The following is a 26,974-nucleotide window of genomic DNA, read 5'->3' as shown; positions in this document are numbered from 1 at the left end:
GCAGGAATACATCAAAAAGTTTTTTCGTAAAATTTGTCAGCAAATTGCGACGGAGTTTCTCCGTATCTTTTTTGGAAGCATTTGCTAAAGTACTTCGGATTGTTAAAGCCGACTTTATAACTGATTTCTGAAACGTTTAATTTGTTTTGTTCCAATAATTGAGCGGCACGTTTTAACCTGATTTCATGAATGAATTCGTTTGGCGTAAAATTGGTCCAGGCTTTTACTTTTAAGAATAACATGGTACGGCTTACACCTAATTCTGAACAGAAAAATGGTATATCAAATTGTTCGTTTGAAATATTATCCTCTACAATTTTAAATGCTTTTTTCAATAATTCTTCATCCAGAGAAGAAACCGTAATTTCTGAAGGAATAAAACTGTCTTCGCTTGAAAACTTAAGTTTCAAACGCTCCGTTGAGTTTAAAAGGTTTTTAACGCGAAGCCTGAATTCCATTAAATTAAACGGTTTACTGATGTAATCATCGGCACCACTTTCTAATCCTTCAAATTTATAAACCAATGAAGATCTGGAAGTCAGCAAAATAACCGGAATATGACTCGTTTTTAAGTTTTCTTTAATTTTAGAACAAAGTTCAGTTCCCACCATTTCGGGCATAATAACATCGCTGATAATCAAATTCGGAACAAATTTTAAAGCCTTTTCAAAAGCAATTTTTCCGTTTTCGGCCTCAATAATATTATAATCTTTTTTGAGCAGGTTTTTCATGAACTTTCTCAAAACCTTATGATCTTCAACAAGTAGAATCGTCTGCTTTTCTTCATTAACAATTAAATCGTCAATGTCTTCATTTTCTATAGTTTCCGAAGGTTCAAGCTGTGCTGTGTATTGTGCAATATCATCGCTGATTTTAAAATCAGGAATAATTTCGCTGTCTAAAAGATGTTCACGCCCAAGCGGAAGCGTTACTTTAAAAATAACGCCGCCCGAAGTTTTATTGGTAACATCGATTGTTCCTTTATGCAGTTTTACAATATTTTTTACGATTGAAAGCCCAATTCCTGTTCCTTTATTATAATTTTTCTGAACCTGATTGTGTGTTGGCACTTCAAAAAATAAATCAAAAATCTTGTCAATATGTTCTTCTGAAATTCCCACTCCGGAATCTTCAACCTCGATAAAAAGATTTTCGGGATCTTGATTTATTTTAATGTTGATCGTTCCGCCTTTTGGTGTATATCGAAACGCATTCGAAATCAAATTATAAAATACACGTTCGAGTTTATATCGGTCAAAATAAACCGATATTTCTTCATCCGAAGTTTCAAAAGTATAATCGTAACCGCCGTCTTTGGCATATTCTATAAACGATAAAAAGATTTCTCTGGTGAATTTTACAATATTTCCGTTAGCAGATTCTAACGTAACCTGATCATTCTCCAGTTTTCTGAAATCCATTAAACGGTTAATTAAACTTAAAAGATGATTCGCACTTCCTTCAATCACCAAAAGCTTTTTGTACATTTCATTTGTTCCGTTATAATCCGCCAGAATTTGCTGCAATGGGCCTAAAATCAAAGTTAAAGGCGTTCTGAATTCATGAGAAATATTCGTGAAGAAATCCAGTTTTGCACGATTATTTTCTTCAATACGTTTTGTTTCCAGATATTCCAGTTCCAGTTTCTGTTTCAATCTTGCTTTCGATTTCATAATCCAGATCAAACCGTATAAACCTAAACCAATAATAATTCCGTACAACAAAAATGCCCAGATACTGCGCCACGGAGCCGGATTTACAACAACCGTAAGCGTCGCCGGAGTTTTGTTCCAAACGCCGTCGTTATTTGCGCCTCGAACTTCAAAAACATAAGTTCCCGGATTTTGAATCGCAAAATTAGCTTCAGCATTTTTAGTCGTTGTCCAGTTATTTTCCAATCCAATTAATCGATAACTGTATTGATTGTTTTTTGATCGAATGTAATTTGGAATCGCAAAGTTTATCGAGAAATTAGCCTTATCATAATCCAGCGTTATGGTTTGGGTAAAACCAATACTTTTTTCTAAAATTCCGTCTTTATCTTCTGCATGAATAGTTTCGTTCTTGATTTTCAAATCGGTAATTAAAACCTGAGGCGAATATTGATTCAGGGAAATTTTTGCAGCATCAAAATAGGTTGCTCCAGACGGACTTCCGAAATAAAATTGATTCGAATCTAATTTTAAAGCGGAATTATCATTGAATTCATTACTTGCCAATCCGTCTTTTTGATCATAAATTACAATATTCTTTTTCGTTGTATTGTATTTGATAATTCCCAAATTGGTACTGATCCATAGGTTTTTATCATCATCTTCTAAAATAGAGTGAATAGAAGTAATTACAGTATTTCCTATTTTAAGATTGATATGGTTGAATTTTTTTCCATCAAAATAATGCAGCCCTTTTGCTTTTGTTCCCACCCAGATTTTATGTTGAGAATCCTGAAACAAAGTCAAAATATCATCACCGGACAAAGCGGCATGATCGTAAAAGAAATGTTGAATTTTATATTGCTGCGGATTGAAATTTTTTAACGGAATTCGGTTTAAACCATTTTGAGTTCCAACCCAAACGTAATTTTGTTTGTCAACTAAAATAGTTCGAACAATATTATTGGTTAAAAAAACAGGTTTTGTATTGTCATTTCCAATAATTTGAAAGTTCTTATTTGCTGTATCGTAACGAATTAAGCCTTTGCCAAAAGTTCCAATCCATAAAACAGGACCTTCTGTTTTAAGCGAATAAACGCCGCTTTCTTTCAATAATGTCAATAAATCTGAAGTAATTCGATTGTCTTCAATTCTTTTTGAAATCGTGTTGTAAGCTGATAAACCTTTTGAAAAAGTTCCAATCCACAAAATATGATCGTCAGAAAGACACATCGATTTAATGTCATTTTTATTGGCCTGACCCGTTTTACTGTTGATGTAACTTACAGCTTCGGTTTTATTGTTGTAAATAGTAATTCCGCCGCCTTCTGTTCCAAAATAGATATTGTGATTTTTATCGGCAATAATTGAACTAACCACATCGAAACTCATCGGAATCTTTTTCGAATTTTGATTGTAATTAGAGAAATTGACATTTGAAACATCCCAAAGATTCACGCCTTTGTAATAACAGCCAATCCAGATCGAACCTTTTTTATCCATATAAACAGATTTTACTTTGTCGATTCCGTTGTTGTTATTGGTGTTGTTTATTTTTTGCAGACTTTTATCTTGTCCTAAAATGTAAATTCCGTCGTAAGCACCAATCCACAAAGAACCTTGTTTGTCAATTATCAAAGATCGAATGTCACTATTGATTTCGCGGTATTTTGCAGCATCTAAAAAAGGAACATAAGCTTTTTGTTTTTGATCGAATTTTAAAAGTCCTTTGTTTTTTGTTCCAACCCACAAATTGCCTGTTTTATCTTCAATAACCGATTGTACCGTTAATAAATCAACAGGATTTAACGGATAATTTTTAAACGAAAATTTACTGCCTTTTCTGCTTGTCAACTGGCATAAACCTTTTGTAGTTCCAATCCAGATTTCACCTTTTTTGGTTTTTACAATGCTTAAAATATTATTGCTGGGAAGTGTAGAAGTATCCGTATCTGAATGAAAAACCGAAGTGAAATTTCCTGTCTTTTTATTCAAAATTGTCAATCCTTTTGAAGTTCCAAACCACATTTCGCTGCCAATTTCTTTAATCGTCCAAACCGCATTATTGCTTATCGTGTGATTGGCTTTGGTATGCAGATATCGGGTAAATTTGCCAGAAACAGGATCGTAACAATTTAAACCATTGTAAGTTCCAACCCAGATTTTTCCCGAATTGTCTTCAACAATTGCCAAAATATCATTGTTGCTGATGGAAGATTTATCGTTGACATCATTCCTGAAAATCGTAAATCGGCTGCCGTCATATTTATTCAATCCGTCACGCGTACCAAACCACATCTGCCCAAGTTTATCCTGATGTATGGCAATAACAGAACTCTGCGAAAGCCCGTCGGTTGTAGAAATATTTTTAAGGCGGTATTTATTTTGGGAAAACAGATTTCCGAAAATAAGTACGGTTACGAGAAAAGCTATTTTGTATTTCATAGCGTTTATTTTTTTAGGTTCAAAGAGGCAAAGGATCAGAGATGCAAAGGTTTTTATATTGATATAGAATTTAAAACATAGCCAGCGGTTTCAACCGCTGGAACGCAAAGTATTGTCTCATTTTTGTCATTTCGACGAAGGAGAAATCTCCACAAGTAGCTCGCCAACGAGAGTCCAATCTTTGTAGAGTTTCTCGAGGAGATTTCTCCTTCGTCGAAATGACAAATAGTACTTATTAATCATTAAAATGAGCAAATAAAACTTTGCGTCTTAGCGACTTTGCGAGATTAAAAAAGAACTTTACCTCAATCGCTTTTTTAATTGATAATCATACAGCGACGGGATTTTTTCTATCGGCGTGTTTAAAAATTCAATATAGGGATCGACATCGTATTTGATTTCAAATTTTGTATTTCCGTGTACGCCAATAATTTTAGCGAAAGCACCGTCTTTCATTCCGTATAATAAAACCGGTTTTGACTGATCTGGATTTTCGACTTGTACATTTAAATTCCAAAACGTACTGAAAGGTCCGTGCGAAGGTTTCCAATAATCAGCACCGCCGCCGCCAAACAAAAAGTAACTATTGTTTTTATCAGCCGTAATATGAGCTGTGATATTATCAAACAGATTTTGATGATTCGCTCCCGAATGCTGATCTAAAAGAGCATCGGCAAATATTTCACAATCCTGATATACATTTTTAGTAGAAAAAGTATTGAAACTCAACGGATGAACCGCTTTATTGTAGATTTTAAGATTCTTCACCAAAACATTATGAACCCCACCTAAAGTTACCGTATAATGCGATAAATGCGGTCCATCGGTAATAATATTCTGAACCGTAACATTTGAGATTTCTTCGCCTAAAATCCCGCTGTCGGCATTTGTGATTTTTACATCATTCACCCAGCTGTTAAAAAGACGGGTCAGGAAAATAGCATTATTTCCCGGTTCGACGTGATGCGCCACTCTTGGAATATCAGGAAAAGTAAAGCGAAGATGTTCAATTCCTACTTCGTTTAAATGTTTCCATTCTACCAATTGTGCCTGATAACTTGGTTTAATTGAAATAGTTAAAGGAGTTTTAATGGTAATTTTTGAATTTGAAATCTTTACAATTTCAACCTGCTGTCTCACAATAGGAAGTTTTGGAAACTGCCAGTGATGCGAGCCCGGTTTTACTTTTGCGCCCTGATATAAATCTTTAATAATTTCGCCGTTTTCACCATCTTTATTAAACAATTGTAATTCGACGATATCACCAACTTTTAGATTTTTTACATCAGAAACATTGATTGTAAATTCTCCCATTTTTCCAGAACTCACTTTCGCCAAAACATTAGAATCCGGTTCATATTTATCCAAATAAGATTTCACACGTTCACCCGTAATCTGTGTCCAAATAAAACCGCCAGACCACGCATATTGTGAGAAAGGCAAATCGACATTATTTTCAGGTTCGCGTTGTCTTTTGTCAAAAGTGGTAAGATATTCACGAAGTTCCGCCAAAGATTCAGGATCTTTAAGATACATCATGGGTCTTGGGCAGTAAATTTCAGTTCCGTTTTCATCAGAACCTGTACCGCGAAGTACAAAATTGCTTCTTTCGATATAGACAATTTCACTCAAAATAATTCTGCCTTGAGGTAATTGTAAAATAACATTTCCGTCAACGGCATTGGCTGCTTTTAAAGCTTTCAATAAAGCTTTTGAATCGTCTAAATTATCATTTGCTTTTACGCCAAAATCAACAGCATTTATAATTTTTCCATTAGCCTCAGGAATTTGGCTTTCGCCGAAATGATATCCCGCAAAACTAAAATCAGGAAGATAATCTGTTTTTGAAGTTATAATTTTAGGTATTTCCTGCGCCAATACAGCGTTCATAAAAAAGCTGCAGGATATAAGAATGGTTTGGCGAATCATGGTTTGTGGTTTTTGTGGTTAGTTAGTTTTATTGTGTGGGTTTGCCACGAAGGCGCTAGGGCGTGAAGGTTTTTTCTCTCGCAGATCCCGCAGATTTTGCGGATTTTTTTGTCATTTCGACATAAGGAGAAATCGCACTAGAAATTCCGTGTAGAAATTCTCCAATCTTTGTCGAGCTGCTTGTGCGATTTCTCGTTCCTCGAAATGACAAACTAAACTTTTAAATTATCTGCTTAATCAGCAAAATCTGCGAGAGAAAAAAAATCTTTTTAATCCTTCTAATCTGTGGCTTAAAAAAAACTTCGCGCCCCTAGTGCCTTCGTGGCAAAACCTTTATAATATAGATCGCTTAATCCCTAATTCAAGCCCTCGCAACTCTGCGAGACCTCTTAAACGGCCAATTGCAGAATACCCAGGATTTGTTTTTTTCTTTAAATCATCCAGCATTTGATGTCCATGATCCGGGCGCATTGGCAATTTGGTTTTGTTTCTTTTCTCTACTTCCAAAATTGCTTTTACAACTTCGTACATATCAACATCGCCTTCAAGATGGTTTGCTTCGTAGAAACTACCTTCTTCGTCTCTTTGCGTGCTTCTTAAATGAATAAAATTCATTTTATCACCGTGACGTCTTACAATTCCCGGTAAATCATTATCCGCTCTTACGCCGTACGAACCTGTACACATTGTAAATCCATTTGATTTAGAAGGCGCGGCATTCATTAACTCAATCAAATCTTCTTCTGTACTAACAACTCTTGGTAAACCTAAAATCGGGTAGGGCGGATCGTCAGGATGAATCGCCATCAAAACACCTTTACTTTCAGCAACTGGAATAATCTGTTTTAAAAAGTAGAATAAATTATCTTTTAAAGCTTGTCTGTCAATATGATGGTAACCATTTAATGTAACTAGAAAATCTTCAACAGAATAAGCTTCTTCGGCGCCAGGAAGTCCAGCCAGAATGTTTCTTTGCAGTTTTACTTTATCTTCATCCGTCATAGCCTGAAAATAGTTTTTGGCTTTTTGAGTCTGTTCTGCAGAATATTCTTTTTCTGCGCCCGGTCTTTTCAAAATGAATAATTCAAAAGCCGCAAAAGCATTAATGTCAAAACGTAAAGCTTTCGAACCGTCTTCAACTGTATAGGACAAATCCGTTCTTGACCAGTCTAAAACCGGCATGAAATTATAACACACACATTTAATTCCGCATAAAGCCAGATTGCGAATGCTTTCCTTATAATTTTCAATGTATTGAAGATAATTCCCCGTTTGTTTTTTAATGTCTTCGTGTACCGGAATACTTTCTACAACCGACCAAGTCAAACCCGAAGCACCTTTTTTAGGATCTCCGTTTTCGTGTTCAATTTCCACTTTTCGTTTAATAATTTCTTCAATACTCCAAACTTCTCCGTTTGGAATATGGTGTAAAGCCGTTACGATTCCGGTTGCTCCGGTTTGTGCAATATCTTGTAAAGAAACAGGATCATTTGGTCCGAACCATCTTAATGTTTGTTCCATTTGTTATGTGTTTTTGGTTTATTCTCCTGCAAGGTTTTCAAAACCTTGTAGGTATTTTTAATTTATAATAGTCTATAATTTAGACCTACAAGGTTTTGAAAACCTTGCAGGACGTGAGAAATCTTAAATACTTGTTGCGGCAAAACCTCCGTCAACTTTTAGGATTGTTCCCGTTACGAATTTTGACATATCGCTGCATAAAAATAAAAGCGCACCGTCTATATCTTCAGGAGTTCCAAATCTTCCCATTGGTGTGTGATCAATAATTTTTTCGCCACGCGGAGTTAATTTTCCTTCTGGAGTCAATAATAATGCACGGTTTTGTTCTCCAATAAAAAATCCCGGTGAAATCGCATTTACACGAATTCCTTCGCCATATTTTTGAGCTAATTCAACCGCCATCCATTGTGTAAAATTGTCAATTGCCGCTTTTGAAGCAGAATATCCCACAACTCTAGTTAAAGGTCTTTGTGCCGATGCTGATGAAATATTAATGATATTTCCTGATTTTTGTTTGGCAAAAAGCTCCGCAAAAACCTGAGTTGGAAGCATAGTTCCAATGATATTCAAATCGACAACTTTTTGTAAATCATCTGTTTTCATGTCATAAACGGCTTGATCCGGCTGAATCGTTGCGCCCGGCATATTTCCGCCTGCTGCATTAATCAGGATATCTAAACGACCGTATTTTTCAACAATAAAGTCTTTTGCTTTTTCTAATTCTTCTTTGCTTAAAACATTCGCCTGAATCGCAAATCCTTGTCCGCCATTCGCTTCTATATCTTTTACAGTTTTGTTTGCTTTTTCAATCGATTGAGAAACAATCCCAACAATTACGCCTTGTTTAGCCAAAACATTTGCAAAGTTGCTTCCTAATACTCCGGCACCGCCTGTTATAAGTGCAATTTTTCCTTTTAGATTAAATATTGAATCCATTTAGTTTTATTTAAAAATTTCAATACTTTAAATTCCAAATTCCAAAACTCTGGAAAGTAAAGTATATTTATATGTGTTTGATTTTATGTTTAAATCTCAATATTTTAAATCCCAAATTCCAATTTTTGAAAAATAATATTTTAAGTTTTCACTTGGAATTTGGAATTTTAAAATTTGGAATTTTTCTCCGTTAGGAGATTCTAACTTTAAATACCAGTTTTTTCAAAAAACCTTCGCCAATCATCGCGGCATGAACATCTTCGGGAAATAAAACAGCAAATTGTTTCTCCTGAAGTTCAAAAAACATATCCGGTTTATCATGAAAAAAACGAACATCTCTTTCGTCGCTGTAATCACCGTTTGGGCTGACACATTTTTCTCTTGGTTTCCATGCAAAAGTTTCAGGGCCTTGTATTGAAATCTGAATGTCAATGTTTTTATCGTGGCATTCAAAACCTTTAATACTTTCTTCTCTCGTACTTCCGTCGCCATGAATTACGATTAATTTTAAACCTTCATTAATTTCTATAGTTCCCGCTTCAAGATTTGCAATGTCAGTTTGATTTACGTACTCAAAAGCTTTTTGAAAATTAGGATGCAGACTATAATATTTAGCTGCATTATGTAATGAATCTACAATCATTGGGTAAAGTTTTGTTTTGGTTTTTGAAATAATAATATAAAAATTGTTTGCCGTTTTTATATTATGTGTATTTTTACGTGTACGCACACGGTATTTTACAAATGTATGTAAATTGTAATGTAAAACAACTTATTTTTGCTAAAAAAAAATAATTTATACCAAAGAGCTTTTATTATTTTAACTAAAAAAGAATCAATATCATAACAATTAAAAAAATTGCCGAATTAGCCAATGTTTCGCCCGGAACTGTTGACAGGATTATACATAATCGTGGTCAGGCTGCACAGGAAACTGTAGATAAAGTCAATGCTATAATTGAAGAATTTGGCTATAAGCGAAATATTCTCGCCAGTAACTTGGCCTTAAATAAGAAGTTTCATTTTGCGGTTTTTCTTCCTAAATATGAAAAATTAGAATATTGGAGAAGTCAGGTTGAAGGTATTGAGAAAGCCGCTTTGGAGTTTAGCAAATTCGGAATCGTTCTGGATTATTTCTTTTACGATTTTAACGCAGCTTCTTTTAAGGAATCAGTCAAAAAAGTCTTGGAGTTCGATTGCGACGGATTATTGTTTGCTCCAATATTTTATGAAGATTCCGTTCAGTTTTTAAATGAATACAAAAAGAAAAATATTCCGGTTGTGATGATCGATTCGAATATTTCAAATGAAGACGATCATGCTTATGTCGGTCAGGATGCTTTTCAAAGCGGTTATCTGGCCGGAAGATTAATCAGTTTTGCGGTGAAAAACGAAAGACACGTTTTGATCTTTAAAATTACCCGTGAAATAGAAAGTACCTCTGTGTACTTGCAGCGAATCGACGGATTTTATTCTTTCTTTAAAGGAAATGAAGAACTTACGAATTTTAAATTTTCAGAAGTAACGATTAAAGATTCGGGAATCGACCAAATGAATTTGGAAATGTTTTCAGGAATCAGCAGTATTTTTGTACCGAATTCAAGGGCTTATATTGTTGCCAGATTTTTGGAACAAAACAATATAAAAGGAATCCGAATTATTGGCTACGATTTATTAAATGAAAATATTGAATACCTAAACAAAGGCGTAATCGATTTTTTAATCAACCAAAGACCCGAAAGTCAGGGCTATATGGGAATTAATTATTTGTATAAAAAACTGGTTCTTCAGGAAGATGCAGAACGCACGCATTATATTCCACTGGAAATTATCTTAAAGGAGAATTATTTTCCTGCGAGGCGGTGAGTTTAATTGCCCACGGGTTTTACGGATTAAACGGGTTTGCACTAGTTTATTTTAAAAAAAATCTGCGTCAATCCGTTTCATCCGTAAAACCCGTGGGCTATAAATTATTTCTTAACCTTCACAATCAAAGGATTATTTACCTTTTCAGCAAAAGAAGTCAAATAGGTTTCCCATTCTTGTTTGGTTTGAAATGGACTTCCTTTTTTCCATCCAAAACCAACATAATAAATTGCTTTGTTGTTTTTAACCGAGATATCTCCGTAAAGGTTACTCAAATCTTTTTCATCGGTAACATGATTATCAAAACTCGTTAAAATACCTTTTGGAGCGATTAAACCTAAACCAATTTCAGAATCGTCGATTGGTTCCCAGTAACTCAGCCAGCCCTCTTTTAAATTAGTTCTAATAGTTCCTTTTTTCTCATGAAGCGTTATTCCGGCAGAAATAGTTTTAGTTCCGGTAATATTGATTTCGAAACGCGAAAACTGACTTCCGTAATCTAAACTGATTAATTTTGATTCTGTTATTTTATTTCCTTTTGCATCCCAATCGGCGTAGGTTAAAATGAAACTCGTTCTGATTGGCCCGGTTGTAATTGTTTTCCAGCTTACGAAATTCTTAGAAAAATAATATTTACCATCTACTTTTACAGCAATTCCGCCAATTCCGCGACTGTCGCCCACATGGAAATTATCCAGACCTTCGCCAGTATCTTTGTGGTATGTTCCCGTTCCGTTAGTTGCTTTTTCGTACCATTTATTGATAATAGGATAATCGACCCTTTTTAGCCAGGCGTCAATTCCGCTGGTTAAAGTTCCGCCTGGAATTTTGTCCTCGACCATTTTTTGGGCTACAGGTCCGTAAGTTCTAAATGCCACTTTATTGTTTTCCCACGCATAATCATCTGTTCGTTCAGGAACAAATCTCGAATAACAACTCACAATTTTTGAAGCCGAAGGATTAGTTCCAACAAAAACTTCAAAATCCTGTTTTGACGAAGCTTTTACTTTGGGTTGAAATAAAAGAACATCCGCAGTTCCGTCGCTGTCATTGTCTACGGTTTGGGTTTCTAAAAATGAATTGTTGCTGATGTCTTTTACAGCATAATTTTCAAGTTTCGAATCTGCTGCCAATCCGAGTGATTTTTTTGTGAGTTCAACAGTTTCAAATTCTCTGTCAACTTTCAGATTATTGCTGACCGTTATGATTTTATTTTGAGCCTGAATGGTGAAACTTCCAGCCAGAATTGCGGTGAATAAAAAATGTTTTTTCAAAATATAATAGTTTTAATTTTTTGCTTTTTTTATTTCATAAAAATACAAATCTAAACGGCACTCTGAATACATAAAAGGAGTAATAATGTACAAATCGTTGAGAATGAATTTTATATATGTATTTTTTTTCTACTTTTAAGAGATCAATTTAAATATTCTAAAACCATGAAAAATAGATATTTATCGATTATGATCTTCCTTTTGATTTTTACGAATTTAGAAGGACAAACTATTAAAAATACAGAGCAGTTAAAAGAGAAACTAAAAGCAATAAACAGCCAGATAACAGATTCTTTTTTACATAATGATAGTAATGTTATAATACAATATTATGATGATGCAGCGCCAGTTTGTATGCCCGAATATCATAAAGCATTATATACAAAAGAAGATATAAAATCCTATTACCAGCAATGGCTTTCTAACTTTAAAATAAATGCTTATAAACGAGATATTTTTGAAGTTCAGCTGATTGATAATTATGGAATTGAAATTGGAACTTTCAATATTGATGCAGTAAACGATAAAGGCAGTGCGCTGGTTTATGATGGAAAATATTTGAATGTATGGAAAATAGGAAAAGACGGAAAACTTACTTTGGTATCAGAAATTTGGGGAGCAAACAAAGCAATTGACGGAACTAATTTTGCTTCCATAAAAACAAAAGAAAGTGATACGCCAAAACCTGCTGTAAAAAAGTCTTTAGAAGATGAAGTTAATAAACGTAATCAGCGTATTGCAGAACTCGTAACAAAAAGGGAAGGCGAGAAACATGCGGTTGAATTCTTTACAAAAGATGCTATTTACCTAACATACGATACGCCAATGTTTATTGGATTTGAAAATATTAAACCGTATTTCGTTGAACACGAAAAACCAAATGGAGTTTCAATTGATTCGATATCCATTAAAGCAAGCAGAATTATTCCCATAAAGAATTTTGTTATCGAGTACGGTTATTATTATGTCGATGTTTCGTGGGACAATAAAAAGGGAAGGGCAATTGTAACCGGAAAAAGCATTAATCTTTGGAAAAGGGATGAAAACGGAATCCTAATGCTTTATCGTCAAATGGTTAACCATAATTAATCTCTGATATTCCAAAAAGTATAACGATATTTATAGACTAGATTTTTGAAAAAATAAATAACAGCCTCATGAAGAAACAAAGCGCCGGCATATTACTGTATAAATTTGTAGACAAAACAATCTTTTTCTTTTTGGTGCATCCGGGCGGACCGCTTTGGAAAAACAAAGATTTAGAAAGCTGGTCGATTCCAAAAGGGGAGTTCACAGATGATGAAGATCCGCTTGACGCTGCTATACGCGAGTTTAAGGAAGAAACAAGTTTTGAGGTCGATGGCGATTTTATTAAACTGGAATACGTAAAACTAAAATCGGGTAAAATTGTTCATGCCTGGGCGGTTGAATTTGAAGTTGATGAAACTTTGATAAAAAGCAATGATTTTGAAATGGAATGGCCTCCGAAATCCGGAAAAACAGAAAAGTTTCCCGAAGTCGACAGAGGCGAATGGTTTCAAACTGCCGAAGCTTTAAAGAAAATAAATCCCGCACAAGCCGATTTTATTATTCAGATGGTGTCTAAAATTTCGGCTACGTTATAAATCAAAACTAGTTTTTGAATTAATTTTTGTAATTTCCATTTTGTCATCTGATGAATTGATCAGATTAATTAAAAGTTTAAAATTAGATATGGAAGTTAAAGGTATTATTTTTGATTGTGATGGAGTTTTAGTCGATACAGAAAAAATTGGTAACGGAATTTTGCTAGAAATGGCAGCAGAACATGGTTTTGAAATGGAACTTGAAGATGCCTATCGCAATTTTAACGGCCGTAATTTAAAAGACTGTTTCCGACATATTGAAGAAGCTATCGATCAAAAACTTCCTGAATCTTTTGAATCAGATTACCGTCAGAGAAGTTTTGAAGCTTTTAAAACACAGGTGAAACCAATGGAAGGTGTAGTTTCGTTTATCGAAAAATTAAAGATTCCGTATTGCGTGGCTTCGAGCGGACCAGTTGATAAAATCAGATTGAATCTTGAAGTAGCTGGATTATTGGATAAATTCGAAAACAAGATATTCAGTTCCTACCAAATCAGCAGTTGGAAACCAGATCCGGGAATCTTTTTATTTGCCGCCAAAGAAATGGGTTTTGATGTAAAAGAATGTGTTGTTTTAGAAGATAGTAAAGCGGGTGTAAAAGCTGGCGTAAGCGGCGGCTTTAAAGTTTATGGTTTTGCCAATGGTTATAACAATGATGATTTAGAGGAAGAAGGTGCGGTACTTTTTCATAGTTATGAAGAGTTGAGTAATATGCTTGGAGTTTAGAGTTTATTTTGTTTCAAGTTTCAGGTTTCAAGTTTTTGCAGGACGGGGCTTCGACTTCGCTCAGCCTGACATGGCGAGAGCGTGAGATTAAGTTATTTAAGTTGTCAGCCTGAGCGATCCCGAGGCTTTGGGAGAAGGCACACAAAGTATATCCGCAATCTTGTCATTCCGAGGAACGAGGAATCGCACTCGTAGATCGATAAAGATTGGACATTGCGAGGAACGAAGCAATCTCACGTGCTAAATCATAGTAATCTTTGTTAGTGTGGTTGCTTCGTTCCTCGCAATGACAAGATTGTGTTTGGAATTTGGAATTTGAAGATTTGGAATTTAAAATTTAATCTTACAATTACTAATTTGTTTGATTAAATTGTAATTTGTTGCATTAAAATAAATTTTTATATATTTGAATTTCGACATTCTCTATTTTGATTTGATAATAATGAATAATTGTTATTGATACATTTAAAAAATGAATGTTTTTTGCCTGGAAAATGGCTTTCCCCAAGAGTCAATTTCCTAAAATGTGATTCCCAAAAATCACACAATAACCTACAGACAGAAACAAAATGACGAAATGTATAATTAGAATTTTAGTTTTATCGATAATACTCGTTCCTCCAATTGTAAAGGCGCAGATTAAAAAAATTGGAGTTCCTTTTATAACCAATTATAATCCGAAAACGTACAAAGCGGCTTCAGAAAACTGGGATGTTTTACAGGATTCTAAGGGAATGATGTTTTTTGCCAATCATTTCGGGATTATGCAGTTTGATGGTGTTCGCTGGAGTATTGTAACGCAGCCCGAAAACAAGAGTATGGTTCGTTCGCTTGCCATCGACAAAAAAGACAAAATGTATGTGGGCGCACAGGGCGATTTTGGTTATGCCATTCAATTGCCAAACGGGCAGTACCAATACACCTCTTTAGTGAAATTACTTCCGGAATCGGCGCGAAATTTTGGTGATGTTGTACATACCGTTATCCGAAATAATGAAGTGATTTTCTTCTCTTACGAGGAAATTTTTATCTACAAAAATAATAAAATCAAAGTTATAAAGTCTAACGTGAAATTTGATGATTTCTTTGAAGTCAATAAGGAAATCTATGTTTTGGACAATGCAAAAGGTTTATTGCAGTTAAAAAACAATGCTTTAACGGCGATTACAAACAGTGATCAATATGCCGGAATGAAGATTCGAAAAATCTTTCAAACTAAAAATGGACTTTTGTTACTTTCACAAAAAAACGGACTTTTTACTTTTAAAGATAATCAGCTAAAGCCATTTGTAACAGAAGCAGACAATGTTTTGAAGCAAAATCAAATTTCTACAGGGATTCAGCTTTCTGATGGATATTTCGGAATTGGAACCCGACAATCGGGATTGATAGTCATAGATGGTTCGGGACATTTGATTCAGCATATCAACAAACAAATGGGTTTGCAAAATGATTATGTAACTAATTTAAAGGTTGATAAAGAAGGTAATTTATGGGTTACGCTTAAGGAAGGAATTTCGCTTATTCAGATTTCTTCGCCATTATCCCGAGTTTTAGATACTTCAAATTCAGAAACAAAAATATACTGCAGTCAAATATATCAGGACAAATTATATATCGCGACAGACAACGGTTTGTTTTGGATGGATTGGCTTTCTTATAAAAATGGAAAACATGAAAATGCCAACTTTCAACACGTTTCGGGAATGTCTGAAAATGTTTGGAATATTGGTGTTTTTGGAAGCTCACTTTTGGCTTTCGAAAAAAACGGAATCTTTGAAGTTTCCGGTAATTCGGCAAAATTGCTGGCAAAAACAGATGGAGCTTGGAAAGGAATATTAGTTCCTAATCATCCTGATTTATTGATCGTTGGCGGTTATAACGGAATGTATCTTCTTAAAAAAATAAATAATTCGTGGGTTTATCAAAATAAAATAAAAGGCTTTGAAGAAAGCAGCCGCGTTATCGAAACAGATAAAAACGGCGATTTCTGGATTGCCCACGGTTACAAAGGAATTTATAAAATTCAGTTTAATAAAACATTTGATGCAGTTTCAAAGGTTGAGTTTTACAATCAAAAGAATGGTTTCCCGTCGAGTTTGTTTCTGAATACTTTTAAAATTGATAATCAAATTCTTTTTGGAACAACAAAAGGAGTTTATAAACAAGATTCTCATTCGAAGAAAATGATTCCAGAACCCGTTTTTAAGAAATATCTTGGAATGGAAAACCATATTCGTTTATTAAAATCGGATAATCAGGATAATATCTGGTACGTATCTGGAGAAAATACCGGAAAAATAACTAAGAACCCAAATGGAAGTTTTGAGGTTGAAGAACTGCCTTTTAGAAAACTTCGTTATTTATACGTTCCGGGTTTTGAGAATATTCAAACCACAGCCAGCGGCGATGTGTTTTTTGGTACGCAGGATGGTTTAATTCATTATAACACCATTAAAAACAAGCAATATCAAACGAAATATAAAGCCTTAATTTCAGAGGTTAAATGTATTTTTCCGAAAGACAGTCTGTTATTTTCAAGCCGATTTGATGTGCTTCCAAATAAAACAAAAGAAGCATGCGAAGAAATTTCAAATGTTTTATCTCATTCCCATAATGCGCTTCATTTTTCGTTTTCATCGCTTTTTTATGATGAAGCCGACGCTACAAAATATGAATATTGGCTGGAAGGTTTTGAACCAAAATGGTCAGAATACAGTCTTCAGACGGAAAAGGAATATACGAACTTACCTGAAAACGAATATGTTTTTCATGTAAGGGCAAAAAACATTTATGATGTGGTAAGTGAAGAAGCGGTTTTTCGTTTTGAAGTTTTACCGCCTTGGTACAGAACAATCTGGGCTTATATTTTGTATTTGATACTTTATAGTGTTGTGATTTATTTTATTATTAGATATCAAAAATCTCTGGCTGAACGCGATCGTCAGCAATTAATCCTGAATCAGGAAAAGGAACTGCTTAGAAGCCGTGCCGAACTTAACGAACAGCGATTGACATTGGAACAGGAAAATATGGCCATTGTTCGCGAAAATCTTCAAACTACGATAAATCTTAAAAATGCCAAAGTAGCTTCGAATACGGTGAACCTTATTCATTTAAATGAAATCCTGCTTTCTATAAAAGAATTGATAGGGCAGATGGATAAGAAAAACGATCCGAATGTGAACTTTAGTTTATTGACCAAAATAAACAAACTGATCGATCACGAATTGCAGGGAGATAAACATTGGAACGAATTTGAGGAAATCTTCAATCAATTGCATGATAATTTTATGCAGAGGATGAAAACAACTTATCCGGAATTGACTCCGCGCGATATGCGATTGTGTGCGTATTTGCGAATGAACTTTAATACCAAAGAAATTGCTCCGCTTTTAGGAATTTCTGTTCGCGGAGTTGAAGATACCCGATACAGAATTCGAAAAAAATTACAGCTTCCGTCTGATGCAAATATCACAGAATTCATTCTAAATTTCTAGACGATTATTTAAACACATAGGAACATAGTTTTGCTTTGTCTATAAAAAAGGAGTTTCACTAGTTTAAACAAACATAGCTGTGTGAAAAAGAAGTAATTAAATTACTGGACGATTATTTAAACACATAGAAACATAGTTTTGCTTTGTCTATAAAAAAGGCGTTTCACTAGTTTAAACAAACATAGCTGTTTGAAAAAGAAGTGAATAAATTACTGGACGATTATTTAAACACATAGGAACATAGTTTGCTTTGTCTATAAAAAAGGCGTTTCACTAATATAAACAAACATAGCTATGTGTAAAAAGCGAGCTTTTTTTATAATCTCAAATAAGAAGCAAGAAGAAAATCTATGTTTCTATGTGTTTAAAATTTTTCACGCCTTTAATTTTTTCCACATCTTTAAAATCTGTGGTAGTTATTTTACAACCTTCGGCATTAAGAATAACTTATAAAAAACGGGATTTCATCTCGTAAGTAATATCCTAAGTAGTTTTACGCCTTTTTTCTTCATTTTTTTTAAATCACCGTAGTCAAACCGTACTCAAAAATGTAAGTGTAGCCTGATTTATTTGTTAATATTGTCGGATTATTATTAGAATAAGAACCCATTTCTGCAAAATAGGTTTTTGTCGAGGTAATAAACTTTACTAACAAAAAACTAAAAAAAATGAATCAAAATGACTCTTTTTTCGGCCGACCACCGAAAGACAATTTCTATTATTTTAAACGATTTTTGGCTGCGGCAATATTTGTGCTGCTGCCAATTTTGAATGTCCAGGCACAATGTAAAACATTGGTTTGGTCTGATGAATTTAACGGTACTACTGTCGACCTAACCAAGTGGCAGAGTATTTCAGGAAACGGTTGTCCGGCACTTTGCGGATTCGGAAATGCTGAGGCTCAGCGTTACGACCCAAATCAGGCGACAATTGTAAAAGAAGGAGCAAACAGTTATTTGAACATTCAGGCAAAATACGAGCCGAATGGCGCATTTCCTGATCAGCCTTACGCTTCTTCAAAATTAACTACAGAAGGAAAGTATTCCCTTAAATACGGAAGAGTTGAAGCCCGCATGAAGTTATCAAACGGACAAGGTGCATGGCCTGCGTTCTGGATGCTTCCGGTAGGAGGAAATTGGCCGTATACAGGTGAAATTGATATCATGGAAGCCAAACACAGAAACCCACAATCTGTAGACGGAACAATTCATTACGATGGAAACGGATATCATTTTACGGGAAGAAGTTATAGCTCTCCAACGGATTTATCTACAGACTTTCACGTGTATGCGGTAGAATGGGGACCAAACTTTATAAAATGGTATGTTGATGATGTTTTATTTCACACCGCAACGCCTAATACTACTGTAAATGGCGGATGGCCTTTTAACGATAATCAGTTTTATATTATTTTAAATTTGGCAGTAGGTAGTGCAGGAACGCCTTATACAAGCGTAAATGGGGCAGGAGTAGCTCCAGTTCCGGCTGATTTTCCGGCAAAATTGCAGGTGGATTATGTTCGTGTTTATGACGGAAGTTATAAATATGGCGTTGCCGGAGATGCAAAAGTGTATCAAAACGAAACAGGTAAAACGTATTCTATAAATGCTATTACTGGCGCAACGTACAATTGGACTGTTCCTGCGGGAGCGACAATTACGGCTGGGCAGGGAACAAATGCCTTAACTGTAAATTGGGGAACTGCAGGCGGAGATGTTTCGGTAACAGCAACAACTTCGGGATGTACGGCAAATACGTATAAACTGGCTGTAAAAACTGAACCTGCTATTCCGGTAGAGAAAATTCAGGAAGATTTTCAAACGAACAGAAATGTTGTTTACGGAAACAAAACGGGAGTTTTGACTGAAGCCGTAGCAAATCCTTCTGCAACCGGAATTAATACTTCGGCTTTGGTTGGAAGATATGTTCGTAATTCTTCTGAATTGTACGATGTTTTCAATATCAAAAACGTAGTAATCAGCAATGCGAACGATTATGTATACGGAAGAAAAAGAATTTCTTTTGATTTGTATACTTCGGCTCCGGTTGGAACTAAAGTTTCGCTGCAGTTAGAAAATAGTAATGTAACAACTGCAACAAATTATCCGTTAGGAAGACACAGCGGTTACAAAGCAACTACAACAGTTCAAAATAAATGGGAAACGATTGAGTTTGAATTCGAAAAAATTATCGATGCAAATACAAGCGCTTTGACGATTAATAATGTGGCTTTACTTTTTGAATCGAATTCAAATTCTGGCGCAACATATTATTTTGATAACCTGTTGACAAGAGCTACACCAGAAAAACCAATTGTTGCCACAGATATATTGCAGAATTACGACGGCATCAACAAAATTATAAAAGGAACTACAACAGGAACTTATTCGGTTGTGGCAAATCCGGGTTCAAATGCTGTTAACTCGTCTGCAAATGTGGCGAGATACGTTAGAAACGTAACCGAACAATACGATGTACTTTTCTTTAATACGCAAAGCACGATTGAAGATGCTGGTTTATTAAAAAACCAGACGAATAAAATCATGATTGATGTGTATACATCGGCACCAATTGGTACGGTTGTAAGTTTGAATTTAGAAAACAGCGCAACTTCACTTCCTGCTAATTACCCAACGGGAAGAAACAGTAATTATGTTGCGATTACGACGAAACAAAACCAATGGGAAACGTTGACTTTTTATTACAATTCAAGCCCAGATGCAGGAACTTCGAATTTGGCAGTAAACCAAATGGTTTTATTGTTTAACTCAGGTTCTTTTACAAGCGATACCTATTATTTTGATAATATCAGAATTGGAGCAACCAAACTTCCGGATACATTTACGCCTGGAGTTGTTTACGAAGATTATCAAACGGTTCACAATATTACATTTAGAGACGCTATCGGAACTTATACAGCAAACGTAGCAAATCCGAGTGCGACAGGAATTAATACTTCGGCAAACGTTGGAAGATATGTTCGTAAGTCAACAGAATTATATGATAATTTCTCCTTCAATACGACTTTAACCAATATTGGGGATTTCAAAGCGGGAACTAAAAAATTCGCAATGGATGTTTATACCTCTGCTCCGGTTGGATCTGTTATTTCATGGCAGGCAGAAAGCAGTGCTTCGGTTCCGTCAAATTATCCGGTAGGAAGACACAGTATTTATCAGGGAGTTGTAAAACAAACCAATACTTGGCATACGGTAACTTTTACGTATGTAAGCACGCCAGACGCTTCGACTTTAGACAGCGAAGTAAACCGTTTTGTTTTCTTATACGAGCCGGGAACAAATTCTGGAAACACGTATTATTTTGACAATTTAAGAGCTTTAAATTTAGTTTCGACAGAAACTCCAGTTGGATTACCTGCACCGTGGGTTAGTACAGATTTAGGTGCGGTAACACCAGCGGGAGAAGCAACACATTCTAGCGGAACTTTCACGATAAAAGGTTCAGGAACTGATATTTGGGAAACCAGCGATCAATTTCAATTTGTAAATCAATCTATTACTGGTGATGCCGAAATTATTGCCAAAGTTAATTCGTTAACCAATACGAATACATATGCAAAAGCGGGAGTAATGTTTAGAGAAACACTTACAGTAACTTCTAAACATGCTATGACAGATGTTACACCGGCTGCAGGCGTTGAGTTTTTATCAAGAAATGCTACTTCAGGAGTAACAGTTGCAGATGTTGCCGCGGGAACAGCTCCAAAATGGGTTCGTGTGGTGCGTGCAGGAAATGTATTTACTTCTTATACTTCTGATAATGGTACAACGTGGACACAGCTTGGAACTCCAAAAACAATTACAATGGCGAATACCATTTATGTTGGAATGGCGGTTACGTCTCATGCAAATGGAACTTTAGGAACTGGAGTTTTCAGCGATGTTATTGTTAGAAATATTACAGCAAATCCAAATGTAAATTTAGCTCTGTCAAAAACGGCAACGGCTTCTACCGAAGAAAATGCAACATTGTCTGCAAGTAAAGCAACCGACGGAGACGGAACGGTTTCAAGATGGGCGAGTTCTTTTGCAAATGCTACAGAATGGATTTATGTTGATTTAGGAAGCAATTACAACCTGAATCGTGTAGTATTGAAATGGGAAGCAGCTTTTGCAACGCAATATAAAGTACAGCTTTCTACAGATAACGTTTTTACTGAAAACGAAACAATCAACACACAAACTGCAAGCGACGGAGGAACGGATGATTTAACCGTAAGCGGAACAGGAAGATACCTTCGCATTTTATGTACAACAAAAGCTTTGGCTCCTTACGGATATTCATTATATGAAATCGAAGCTTACGGATCTGCTTCTGCAGCTAAAAAAGCAAATGTTATAGTTGAAGAAAGTGCGCCTGAAAGTGTTGTTTTCGCCATCTATCCAAATCCGGCAAGTAACTATATTCAAGTTGCCATTCCTGAAAATTTAGACAACAAAATCATTACCATTTATGACAATTCAGGAACACTGGTTCTTCAGAATAAACCGGAGAAAGAAGCAAGTGAAAGCGTAATTGATTTGAGCAGACTGACAAAAGGAATTTATATTCTGAATTTCAAATCAGATCAAAAAAGCTGGACAAAAAAGCTAATTAAGAAATAATTAAAAATCCGTTGGGTGTAGTTTGTTTTAAAATAAACCCTCTCATTCAATTGTAAGCTGGAATTAAATTTAAATGGATAGCACCAAATAATTGCACCTGACGGATGATTAAAAAGTCATGATTTAAAAATGACTCCAGTTTAGAATCTATTTACATAAACCCCACAATTATTTAGATATGAAAAAAAATAAACTTCAAAGATTTTCACTACTGACAGCACTGTTTTTGGTGTTTTCAAATTATATGTTCGGGCAGGGAGCCATTCCTTTCACGATTAGTAATACTTCTAAATTTAATGATAATGAATTGTATGTAGCCATTGTTGGTATCGATTATACCACCGGAAACCATGTTTGGGTAAATGCCAAAACAAGTCAGGTTTTACCAATGAGTTCTTCTTATAATACCGTTACGGGGCCAACAATTGGCGGAAATACCGGACCGGGACAAAATTCAAAATACGCAGCTTGTTTTACTAAGTTGAGTGAAATTCCAAACAAAACTTTTACGCTGCCTTTAATTGCAGGCTGCCGAGTTTTTATTTCTAAAGGTTCGCAGTTGTATTTTTACTTTTTTGGTGCCAATGGAGCTCCTTCGGGATATACATCGCCAAATCCGTTGAATGCGACAGATCCAAATCAGGGAATTTTATATGAAATAATCGAATTGACTAACAATCAATATGGTTTCTTTGGAAATCCTTCGAGAGTAGATTCATATAAATATCCAATGGGATTGGAATTATTTGGTGCAAACGGATATCAAAAGAAAGTAGGTGAATTAAAAAACCATGCAGATATTATTGCTGCTTTTAAAGCCAATGTTCCATCAGAATTTCAAGGTTGTGTAAACAATACAACAGGTGAAATTACAGCTCCGTCAAAAACTCCCGCTTTCGCAGATGGAACAGGAGGAACGACAGTTGGGCCGCAAGCCAATTATTTAAAATCGTATATCGACGCGATCTGGAATAAATACAAAAATGAAGACTTGATCTTTTATGCCGGAGACGCCGGAGTTTTTAAAGGAAGAGTTATTGGCGAACAGCTTGAAATGGTTGGACAATCTGGAGGATTTGTTGGCCGTACAGGAAGAGTTCAATACAGACCAAGTACTCAGGAGGCGCTTGAAGGAAAAGGTGTTCTCGACAGAAGATTGGTTGACGGAGATTTAGATCTTGTGATTCAGGCGCAATTAACGGCTGCCATTAACAGACACGTTGTAAATACTACAACAGCAAATCTGGGTCAGCAAAACTGGTACGATGCTTCAAAATATTATCAGGTAAATCCAACAAACCATTATTCTAAATTCTGGCATTTACCCGGAATCAGCATTGATAATTTAGCTTATGGTTTTGCTTATGATGACGTTGCAGATCAGTCACCATCATTGCATTCGCCACAGCCAACAAAAGTAATTGCAGTTTTTGGAGGTTATGCAGGAACGGTTCCTTCTGTTCCGGCTTCGACAGATGTTATTACGGTTTATAAAGATTGTAATTATACAGGTTTCTCTGGCGGATTAACAATTGGAGATTATAACTTAGCACGTTTAAATACTTTAGGTGTTTTAAATGATGATATTTCGTCATTAAAAATTGCACAAGGATATCAGGCGATTTTATATCAGGATGATAATTTTACAGGAGCTTCTACCGTAATTAATTCTGATAATTCTTGTTTAAACACAACCTGGAATGATAAAGTAACTTCTATCAGAATCCTTGCAAACGGAACTACAACTTTAGGAAACCAGACTTTCTTTTTACAAAACAGAAACAGCGGTTTGTATATGGATGTTTGGAATGCAAGTTTATCTAACGGAGCAGGAATTAATCAAGGCGCGCTGAATTCTGGAAACAATCAAAAATTTACGTTTACACATTTAGGCGATGGATTGTATAAAATTATTGCTAACCATAGCAGCCAGTCTTTAGACATTAATAATTTCAATAAAGCAAACGGCGCGCGTTTAGAGCAATATCCATACAATGCAACAACAAACCAGCAGTTTGTATTGGTTTCTACAGGCGATGGTTTCTATAAAATTGTAGCAAGACACAGCGGTAGAATTGTTGAGGTTGCAGGTGCAAGTACAGCTTCTGGAGCAATTGTACAACAATGGGATAATAACAACCAAACTTGCGGACAATGGAAACTGGTTCCTGCCACAAGTTCGCAGACTTCTGTTTTAATTCAGGCCGAAGATTATTCAGCAATGAGCGGAATTCAGGTTGAAGCCACTACAGATACAGGCGGAGGCTCAAATGTAGGTTACACAGAAACAGGTGACTGGTTAGCGTATAACAACATCAATTTCCCAACAACAGGTTCTTATTTAATTGAATACAGAGTGGCAAGCGCTGTTACAGGCGGAAGATTATCATCTGATTTAAACGGAGGAACCATTGTTTTAGGAAATGTTGATATTCCAAATACAGGAGGATGGCAAAACTGGCAGACGGTTTCGCAAACAGTAAATGTAAATGCAGGAACATACAATTTCGGAATTTACATTCAAAATACCGGAATGAACATCAACTGGATTAAAATTACTAAAGTTGGTGCGGGTGCAGCTGCTAAAACGGCTTCAGTTCAACCAGCAGAAGAACCGACAGAAATTGCTTTAAATGTTTATCCAAGTCCGGTAGAAAATACACTTTATGTAACGACAGATCTTTCTGGCGGAAGCGTAAAAATAGTCGATTCACAAACGGGATCTACTGTTGCCTCTCAAAAAATCAATAATAACAGTTTTGATGTTTCGCATTTGAAGCAAGGAATCTATTTTATTGTTTTTGAAAAAGAAGGCAAACAGACGATCAAACGTTTCATAAAAAAATAGTTTTAAAAACGATTTTAGGCTTTAGATTTTAGATAATAATTAGGGAGCGTTAGTTAGTTTGACCCAATTAGATTGCACAGCGATCAAATCTAAAATCTGAAGTTTGAAATCCAAAATTTTTCATTTCCCCCAAAATTTACAAATTTTTATTAATCTATTAAACAATTTATTATGAAAAACAATTACCGAAGAATGCTGCAGAAATGCATTATTATTTTAGTGTTGGGTGTTTTTAACTTAGCTGCGGCCCAGCAGAAAAAAGTAATCGCTTATGTCCCGAACTGGGTTGATCTAAATGCTTTAGCAGGAACTATCCAGTACAGTAAATTAACGCACATTAATATTGCGTTCGAAAATCCTGATGCAAACGGATATTTAAGTTTTAATTCTGGAAACAATGCCATTATTAATACTGCACATGCTCAAAACGTTAAAGTTTTTGTTTCTCTTGGAGGAGGTGCCATTTCTGAAGGCGGTGCCATTCGTGACAATTATTTTAATTTAATTACGCCGGGAAACCGTACCGCTTTTATTCAAAAACTGTACGACTATGTGGTCGCTCACAATTTTGACGGAATCGACGTAGATTTAGAAGGTCCGGCAATTAACGGCGATTATGGCGGATTTGTTATTGCCTTGGCGAATAAATTACATGCCAATGGAAAATTGATTTCGTCAGCGCTTTCAGAAGGATATGGTGGTGCAAATGTACCTGCATCTACTTTTGCGGCTTATGACTGGATCAATATCATGGCATACGATGCAACTGGGCCATGGCAGCCAAACAATCCGGGACAGCATTCTCCATACAGTATGGCTGTAAACCAATTTAATTACTGGACAGGAAGAGGTTTACCTGCAAGTAAAGCTATTATTGGATTACCATTTTACGGATATGGCTTTGGAGCATCTGCAAATCAGGGAATTTCTTATGCTAATATCGTAGCTCAATATCCGGGAGCAGAAAATCAGGATCAGGTTGGAAATACAATTTACTATAACGGAATTCCAACAATTAAAGCAAAAACAACTTTTGCGATTCAAAACGCAGGCGGAGTTATGATTTGGGAATTATCTCAGGATGCAACAGGCTCTAAATCATTATTAACTGCCATCAATCAGGTTATTACAGGAAGTAATCCTCCTGGAACAGGAACTTTAATACAAGCCGAAAGTTATAATACAATGAGCGGTGTTCAAACAGAAGCTACAACAGATACAGGCGGAGGTTTAAATGTAGGTTATGCTGATACAGGAGACTGGATGGCATATTACAATATTAACTTTCCAACATCTGGGAATTATGTAATTGAATACAGAGTTGCAAGTGCTGTTAACGGAGCAAGATTATCATCTGATTTAAATGCCGGAACAATTCAGCTTGGTGCAGTTAATGTACCAAATACTGGCGGATGGCAAAACTGGCAGACAATTACGCAAACTGTAAATGTAAATGCCGGAACGTATAATTTCGGAATCTATATTCAAGCTTCTGGAGTAAATTTAAACTGGTTTAGAATCACAAAATCGGCTTCTGGTTTAGCTGCAAAATCGGTAGCTCCAGCTGCTGAAACTCCTGCGGATATTGCAAGCGTTACTATTTATCCAAACCCAACAGAAGATACACTTTTCTTTAGTTCAGAAGTTTCCGGAGCAAATGTAAGTGTTATCAATTCTGAAGGCGGTGCTACAGTTTCATCACAAACAGTAAACAACAACAGCATCAACGTTGCTGATTTGAAAAAAGGAATTTACCTGATTTCATTAGAAAAAGATGGAATCAAAACGGTAAGACGTTTTATTAAAAAATAAGTTTTACATAAAGCACTTTTCTTCTTTGTTTCGGCAGAGAAGATTAGTGCTTTTGTTTATAGAGTATTTTTTAAACACATAGAAACATAGATTTTTCTTCTGAAATAAAGGAAATTCAAAAAACTAGTTTTTACACATAGCTAAACGCAAAACACTATGATTGTTTATGCGAGTGAAACGTCTTTATCCATAATGAACTATGTCTCTATGTGTT

The 26,974-nt window shown here is 35.4% G+C and carries 14 protein-coding genes; 8 read left to right on the top strand and 6 right to left on the bottom strand.

Translation table 11 applies throughout. The features are described 5' to 3' along the window. Window positions 1–11: 11 nt before the first annotated feature. From FLAPXU55_RS03950 to FLAPXU55_RS03930, 5 genes are all read right to left on the bottom strand, one after another. On the bottom strand, window positions 12–4,097 hold the full coding sequence (locus FLAPXU55_RS03950) for a two-component regulator propeller domain-containing protein (RefSeq protein ID WP_180856673.1): 4,086 nt from the start codon (window positions 4,095–4,097) through the stop codon (window positions 12–14). A 300-nt stretch (window positions 4,098–4,397) separates the two neighbouring features. Further along, a complete protein-coding gene (locus FLAPXU55_RS03945; RefSeq protein ID WP_180856672.1) occupies window positions 4,398–6,026 on the bottom strand; it encodes a DUF4955 domain-containing protein in 1,629 nt (542 codons plus the stop codon). Window positions 6,027–6,359: 333 nt separating this feature from the next. Further along, a complete protein-coding gene (uxuA, locus tag FLAPXU55_RS03940; RefSeq protein WP_180856671.1) occupies window positions 6,360–7,547 on the bottom strand; it encodes a mannonate dehydratase in 1,188 nt (395 codons plus the stop codon). Between the two features lie 123 nt (window positions 7,548–7,670). Next, a complete protein-coding gene (locus FLAPXU55_RS03935; RefSeq protein ID WP_180856670.1) occupies window positions 7,671–8,483 on the bottom strand; it encodes an SDR family oxidoreductase in 813 nt (270 codons plus the stop codon). Window positions 8,484–8,673: 190 nt separating this feature from the next. Beyond that, complete coding sequence (locus tag FLAPXU55_RS03930; RefSeq protein WP_180856669.1) at window positions 8,674–9,126, bottom strand: YhcH/YjgK/YiaL family protein; 453 nt, start codon at window positions 9,124–9,126, stop codon at window positions 8,674–8,676. A 191-nt stretch (window positions 9,127–9,317) separates the two neighbouring features. On the opposite strand from FLAPXU55_RS03930, the gene FLAPXU55_RS03925 reads away from it, so the two are divergent. After that, on the top strand, window positions 9,318–10,349 hold the full coding sequence (locus FLAPXU55_RS03925; RefSeq protein ID WP_317169640.1) for a LacI family DNA-binding transcriptional regulator: 1,032 nt from the start codon (window positions 9,318–9,320) through the stop codon (window positions 10,347–10,349). Window positions 10,350–10,453: 104 nt separating this feature from the next. Here the strand turns inward: FLAPXU55_RS03925 and FLAPXU55_RS03920 are convergent, their stop codons facing one another. Continuing rightward, window positions 10,454–11,623 carry a DUF4861 family protein gene (locus FLAPXU55_RS03920; protein WP_180856668.1) on the bottom strand — a complete coding sequence of 390 codons (1,170 nt, stop codon included), beginning with the start codon at window positions 11,621–11,623 and terminating at the stop codon, window positions 10,454–10,456. A 165-nt stretch (window positions 11,624–11,788) separates the two neighbouring features. Here FLAPXU55_RS03920 and FLAPXU55_RS03915 point away from each other — a divergent pair, with 165 nt between their 5' ends. From FLAPXU55_RS03915 to FLAPXU55_RS03885, 7 genes are all read left to right on the top strand, one after another. Beyond that, window positions 11,789–12,712 carry a YybH family protein gene (locus FLAPXU55_RS03915; protein ID WP_180856667.1) on the top strand — a complete coding sequence of 308 codons (924 nt, stop codon included), beginning with the start codon at window positions 11,789–11,791 and terminating at the stop codon, window positions 12,710–12,712. A 68-nt stretch (window positions 12,713–12,780) separates the two neighbouring features. After that, window positions 12,781–13,248, top strand: coding sequence for an NUDIX hydrolase (locus FLAPXU55_RS03910; RefSeq protein WP_053471938.1), 468 nt, complete (start codon window positions 12,781–12,783; stop codon window positions 13,246–13,248). A gap of 88 nt (window positions 13,249–13,336) precedes the next feature. After that, window positions 13,337–13,975 carry an HAD family hydrolase gene (locus FLAPXU55_RS03905; RefSeq protein ID WP_180856666.1) on the top strand — a complete coding sequence of 213 codons (639 nt, stop codon included), beginning with the start codon at window positions 13,337–13,339 and terminating at the stop codon, window positions 13,973–13,975. Window positions 13,976–14,544: 569 nt separating this feature from the next. Beyond that, the gene (locus FLAPXU55_RS03900) at window positions 14,545–17,475 is read left to right on the top strand and encodes a triple tyrosine motif-containing protein (protein WP_180856665.1); all 2,931 of its coding nucleotides are present in this window, start codon (window positions 14,545–14,547) and stop codon (window positions 17,473–17,475) included. A gap of 668 nt (window positions 17,476–18,143) precedes the next feature. Then, complete coding sequence (locus FLAPXU55_RS03895) at window positions 18,144–22,100, top strand: family 16 glycosylhydrolase (RefSeq protein ID WP_180856664.1); 3,957 nt, start codon at window positions 18,144–18,146, stop codon at window positions 22,098–22,100. A 178-nt stretch (window positions 22,101–22,278) separates the two neighbouring features. After that, window positions 22,279–24,948, top strand: a complete 2,670-nt coding sequence (locus tag FLAPXU55_RS03890) for a beta-1,3-glucanase family protein (RefSeq protein ID WP_180856663.1) — start codon at window positions 22,279–22,281, stop codon at window positions 24,946–24,948. 171 nt (window positions 24,949–25,119) lie between these two features. Then, window positions 25,120–26,760 (top strand): glycosyl hydrolase family 18 protein, encoded by a 1,641-nt coding sequence (locus FLAPXU55_RS03885; protein WP_180856662.1) that lies wholly within the window; start codon window positions 25,120–25,122, stop codon window positions 26,758–26,760. Window positions 26,761–26,974: the final 214 nt, after the last annotated feature.

Source organism: Flavobacterium panici, from assembly GCF_903819335.1.
Classification (GTDB): Bacteria; Bacteroidota; Bacteroidia; order Flavobacteriales; family Flavobacteriaceae; genus Flavobacterium; species Flavobacterium panici.
This window is presented reverse-complemented; position numbering and strand designations above follow the sequence as displayed.

Coding starts and splice junctions, on each gene's coding strand:
- FLAPXU55_RS03950 (WP_180856673.1), bottom strand. CDS start 4,097: ATGAAATACAAAATAGCTTTTCTCGTAACCGTACTTATTTTCGGAAAT.
- FLAPXU55_RS03945 (WP_180856672.1), bottom strand. CDS start 6,026: ATGATTCGCCAAACCATTCTTATATCCTGCAGCTTTTTTATGAACGCT.
- uxuA (WP_180856671.1), bottom strand. CDS start 7,547: ATGGAACAAACATTAAGATGGTTCGGACCAAATGATCCTGTTTCTTTA.
- FLAPXU55_RS03935 (WP_180856670.1), bottom strand. CDS start 8,483: ATGGATTCAATATTTAATCTAAAAGGAAAAATTGCACTTATAACAGGC.
- FLAPXU55_RS03930 (WP_180856669.1), bottom strand. CDS start 9,126: ATGATTGTAGATTCATTACATAATGCAGCTAAATATTATAGTCTGCAT.
- FLAPXU55_RS03915 (WP_180856667.1), top strand. CDS start 11,789: ATGAAAAATAGATATTTATCGATTATGATCTTCCTTTTGATTTTTACG.
- FLAPXU55_RS03910 (WP_053471938.1), top strand. CDS start 12,781: ATGAAGAAACAAAGCGCCGGCATATTACTGTATAAATTTGTAGACAAA.
- FLAPXU55_RS03905 (WP_180856666.1), top strand. CDS start 13,337: ATGGAAGTTAAAGGTATTATTTTTGATTGTGATGGAGTTTTAGTCGAT.
- FLAPXU55_RS03900 (WP_180856665.1), top strand. CDS start 14,545: ATGACGAAATGTATAATTAGAATTTTAGTTTTATCGATAATACTCGTT.
- FLAPXU55_RS03895 (WP_180856664.1), top strand. CDS start 18,144: ATGAATCAAAATGACTCTTTTTTCGGCCGACCACCGAAAGACAATTTC.
- FLAPXU55_RS03890 (WP_180856663.1), top strand. CDS start 22,279: ATGAAAAAAAATAAACTTCAAAGATTTTCACTACTGACAGCACTGTTT.
- FLAPXU55_RS03885 (WP_180856662.1), top strand. CDS start 25,120: ATGAAAAACAATTACCGAAGAATGCTGCAGAAATGCATTATTATTTTA.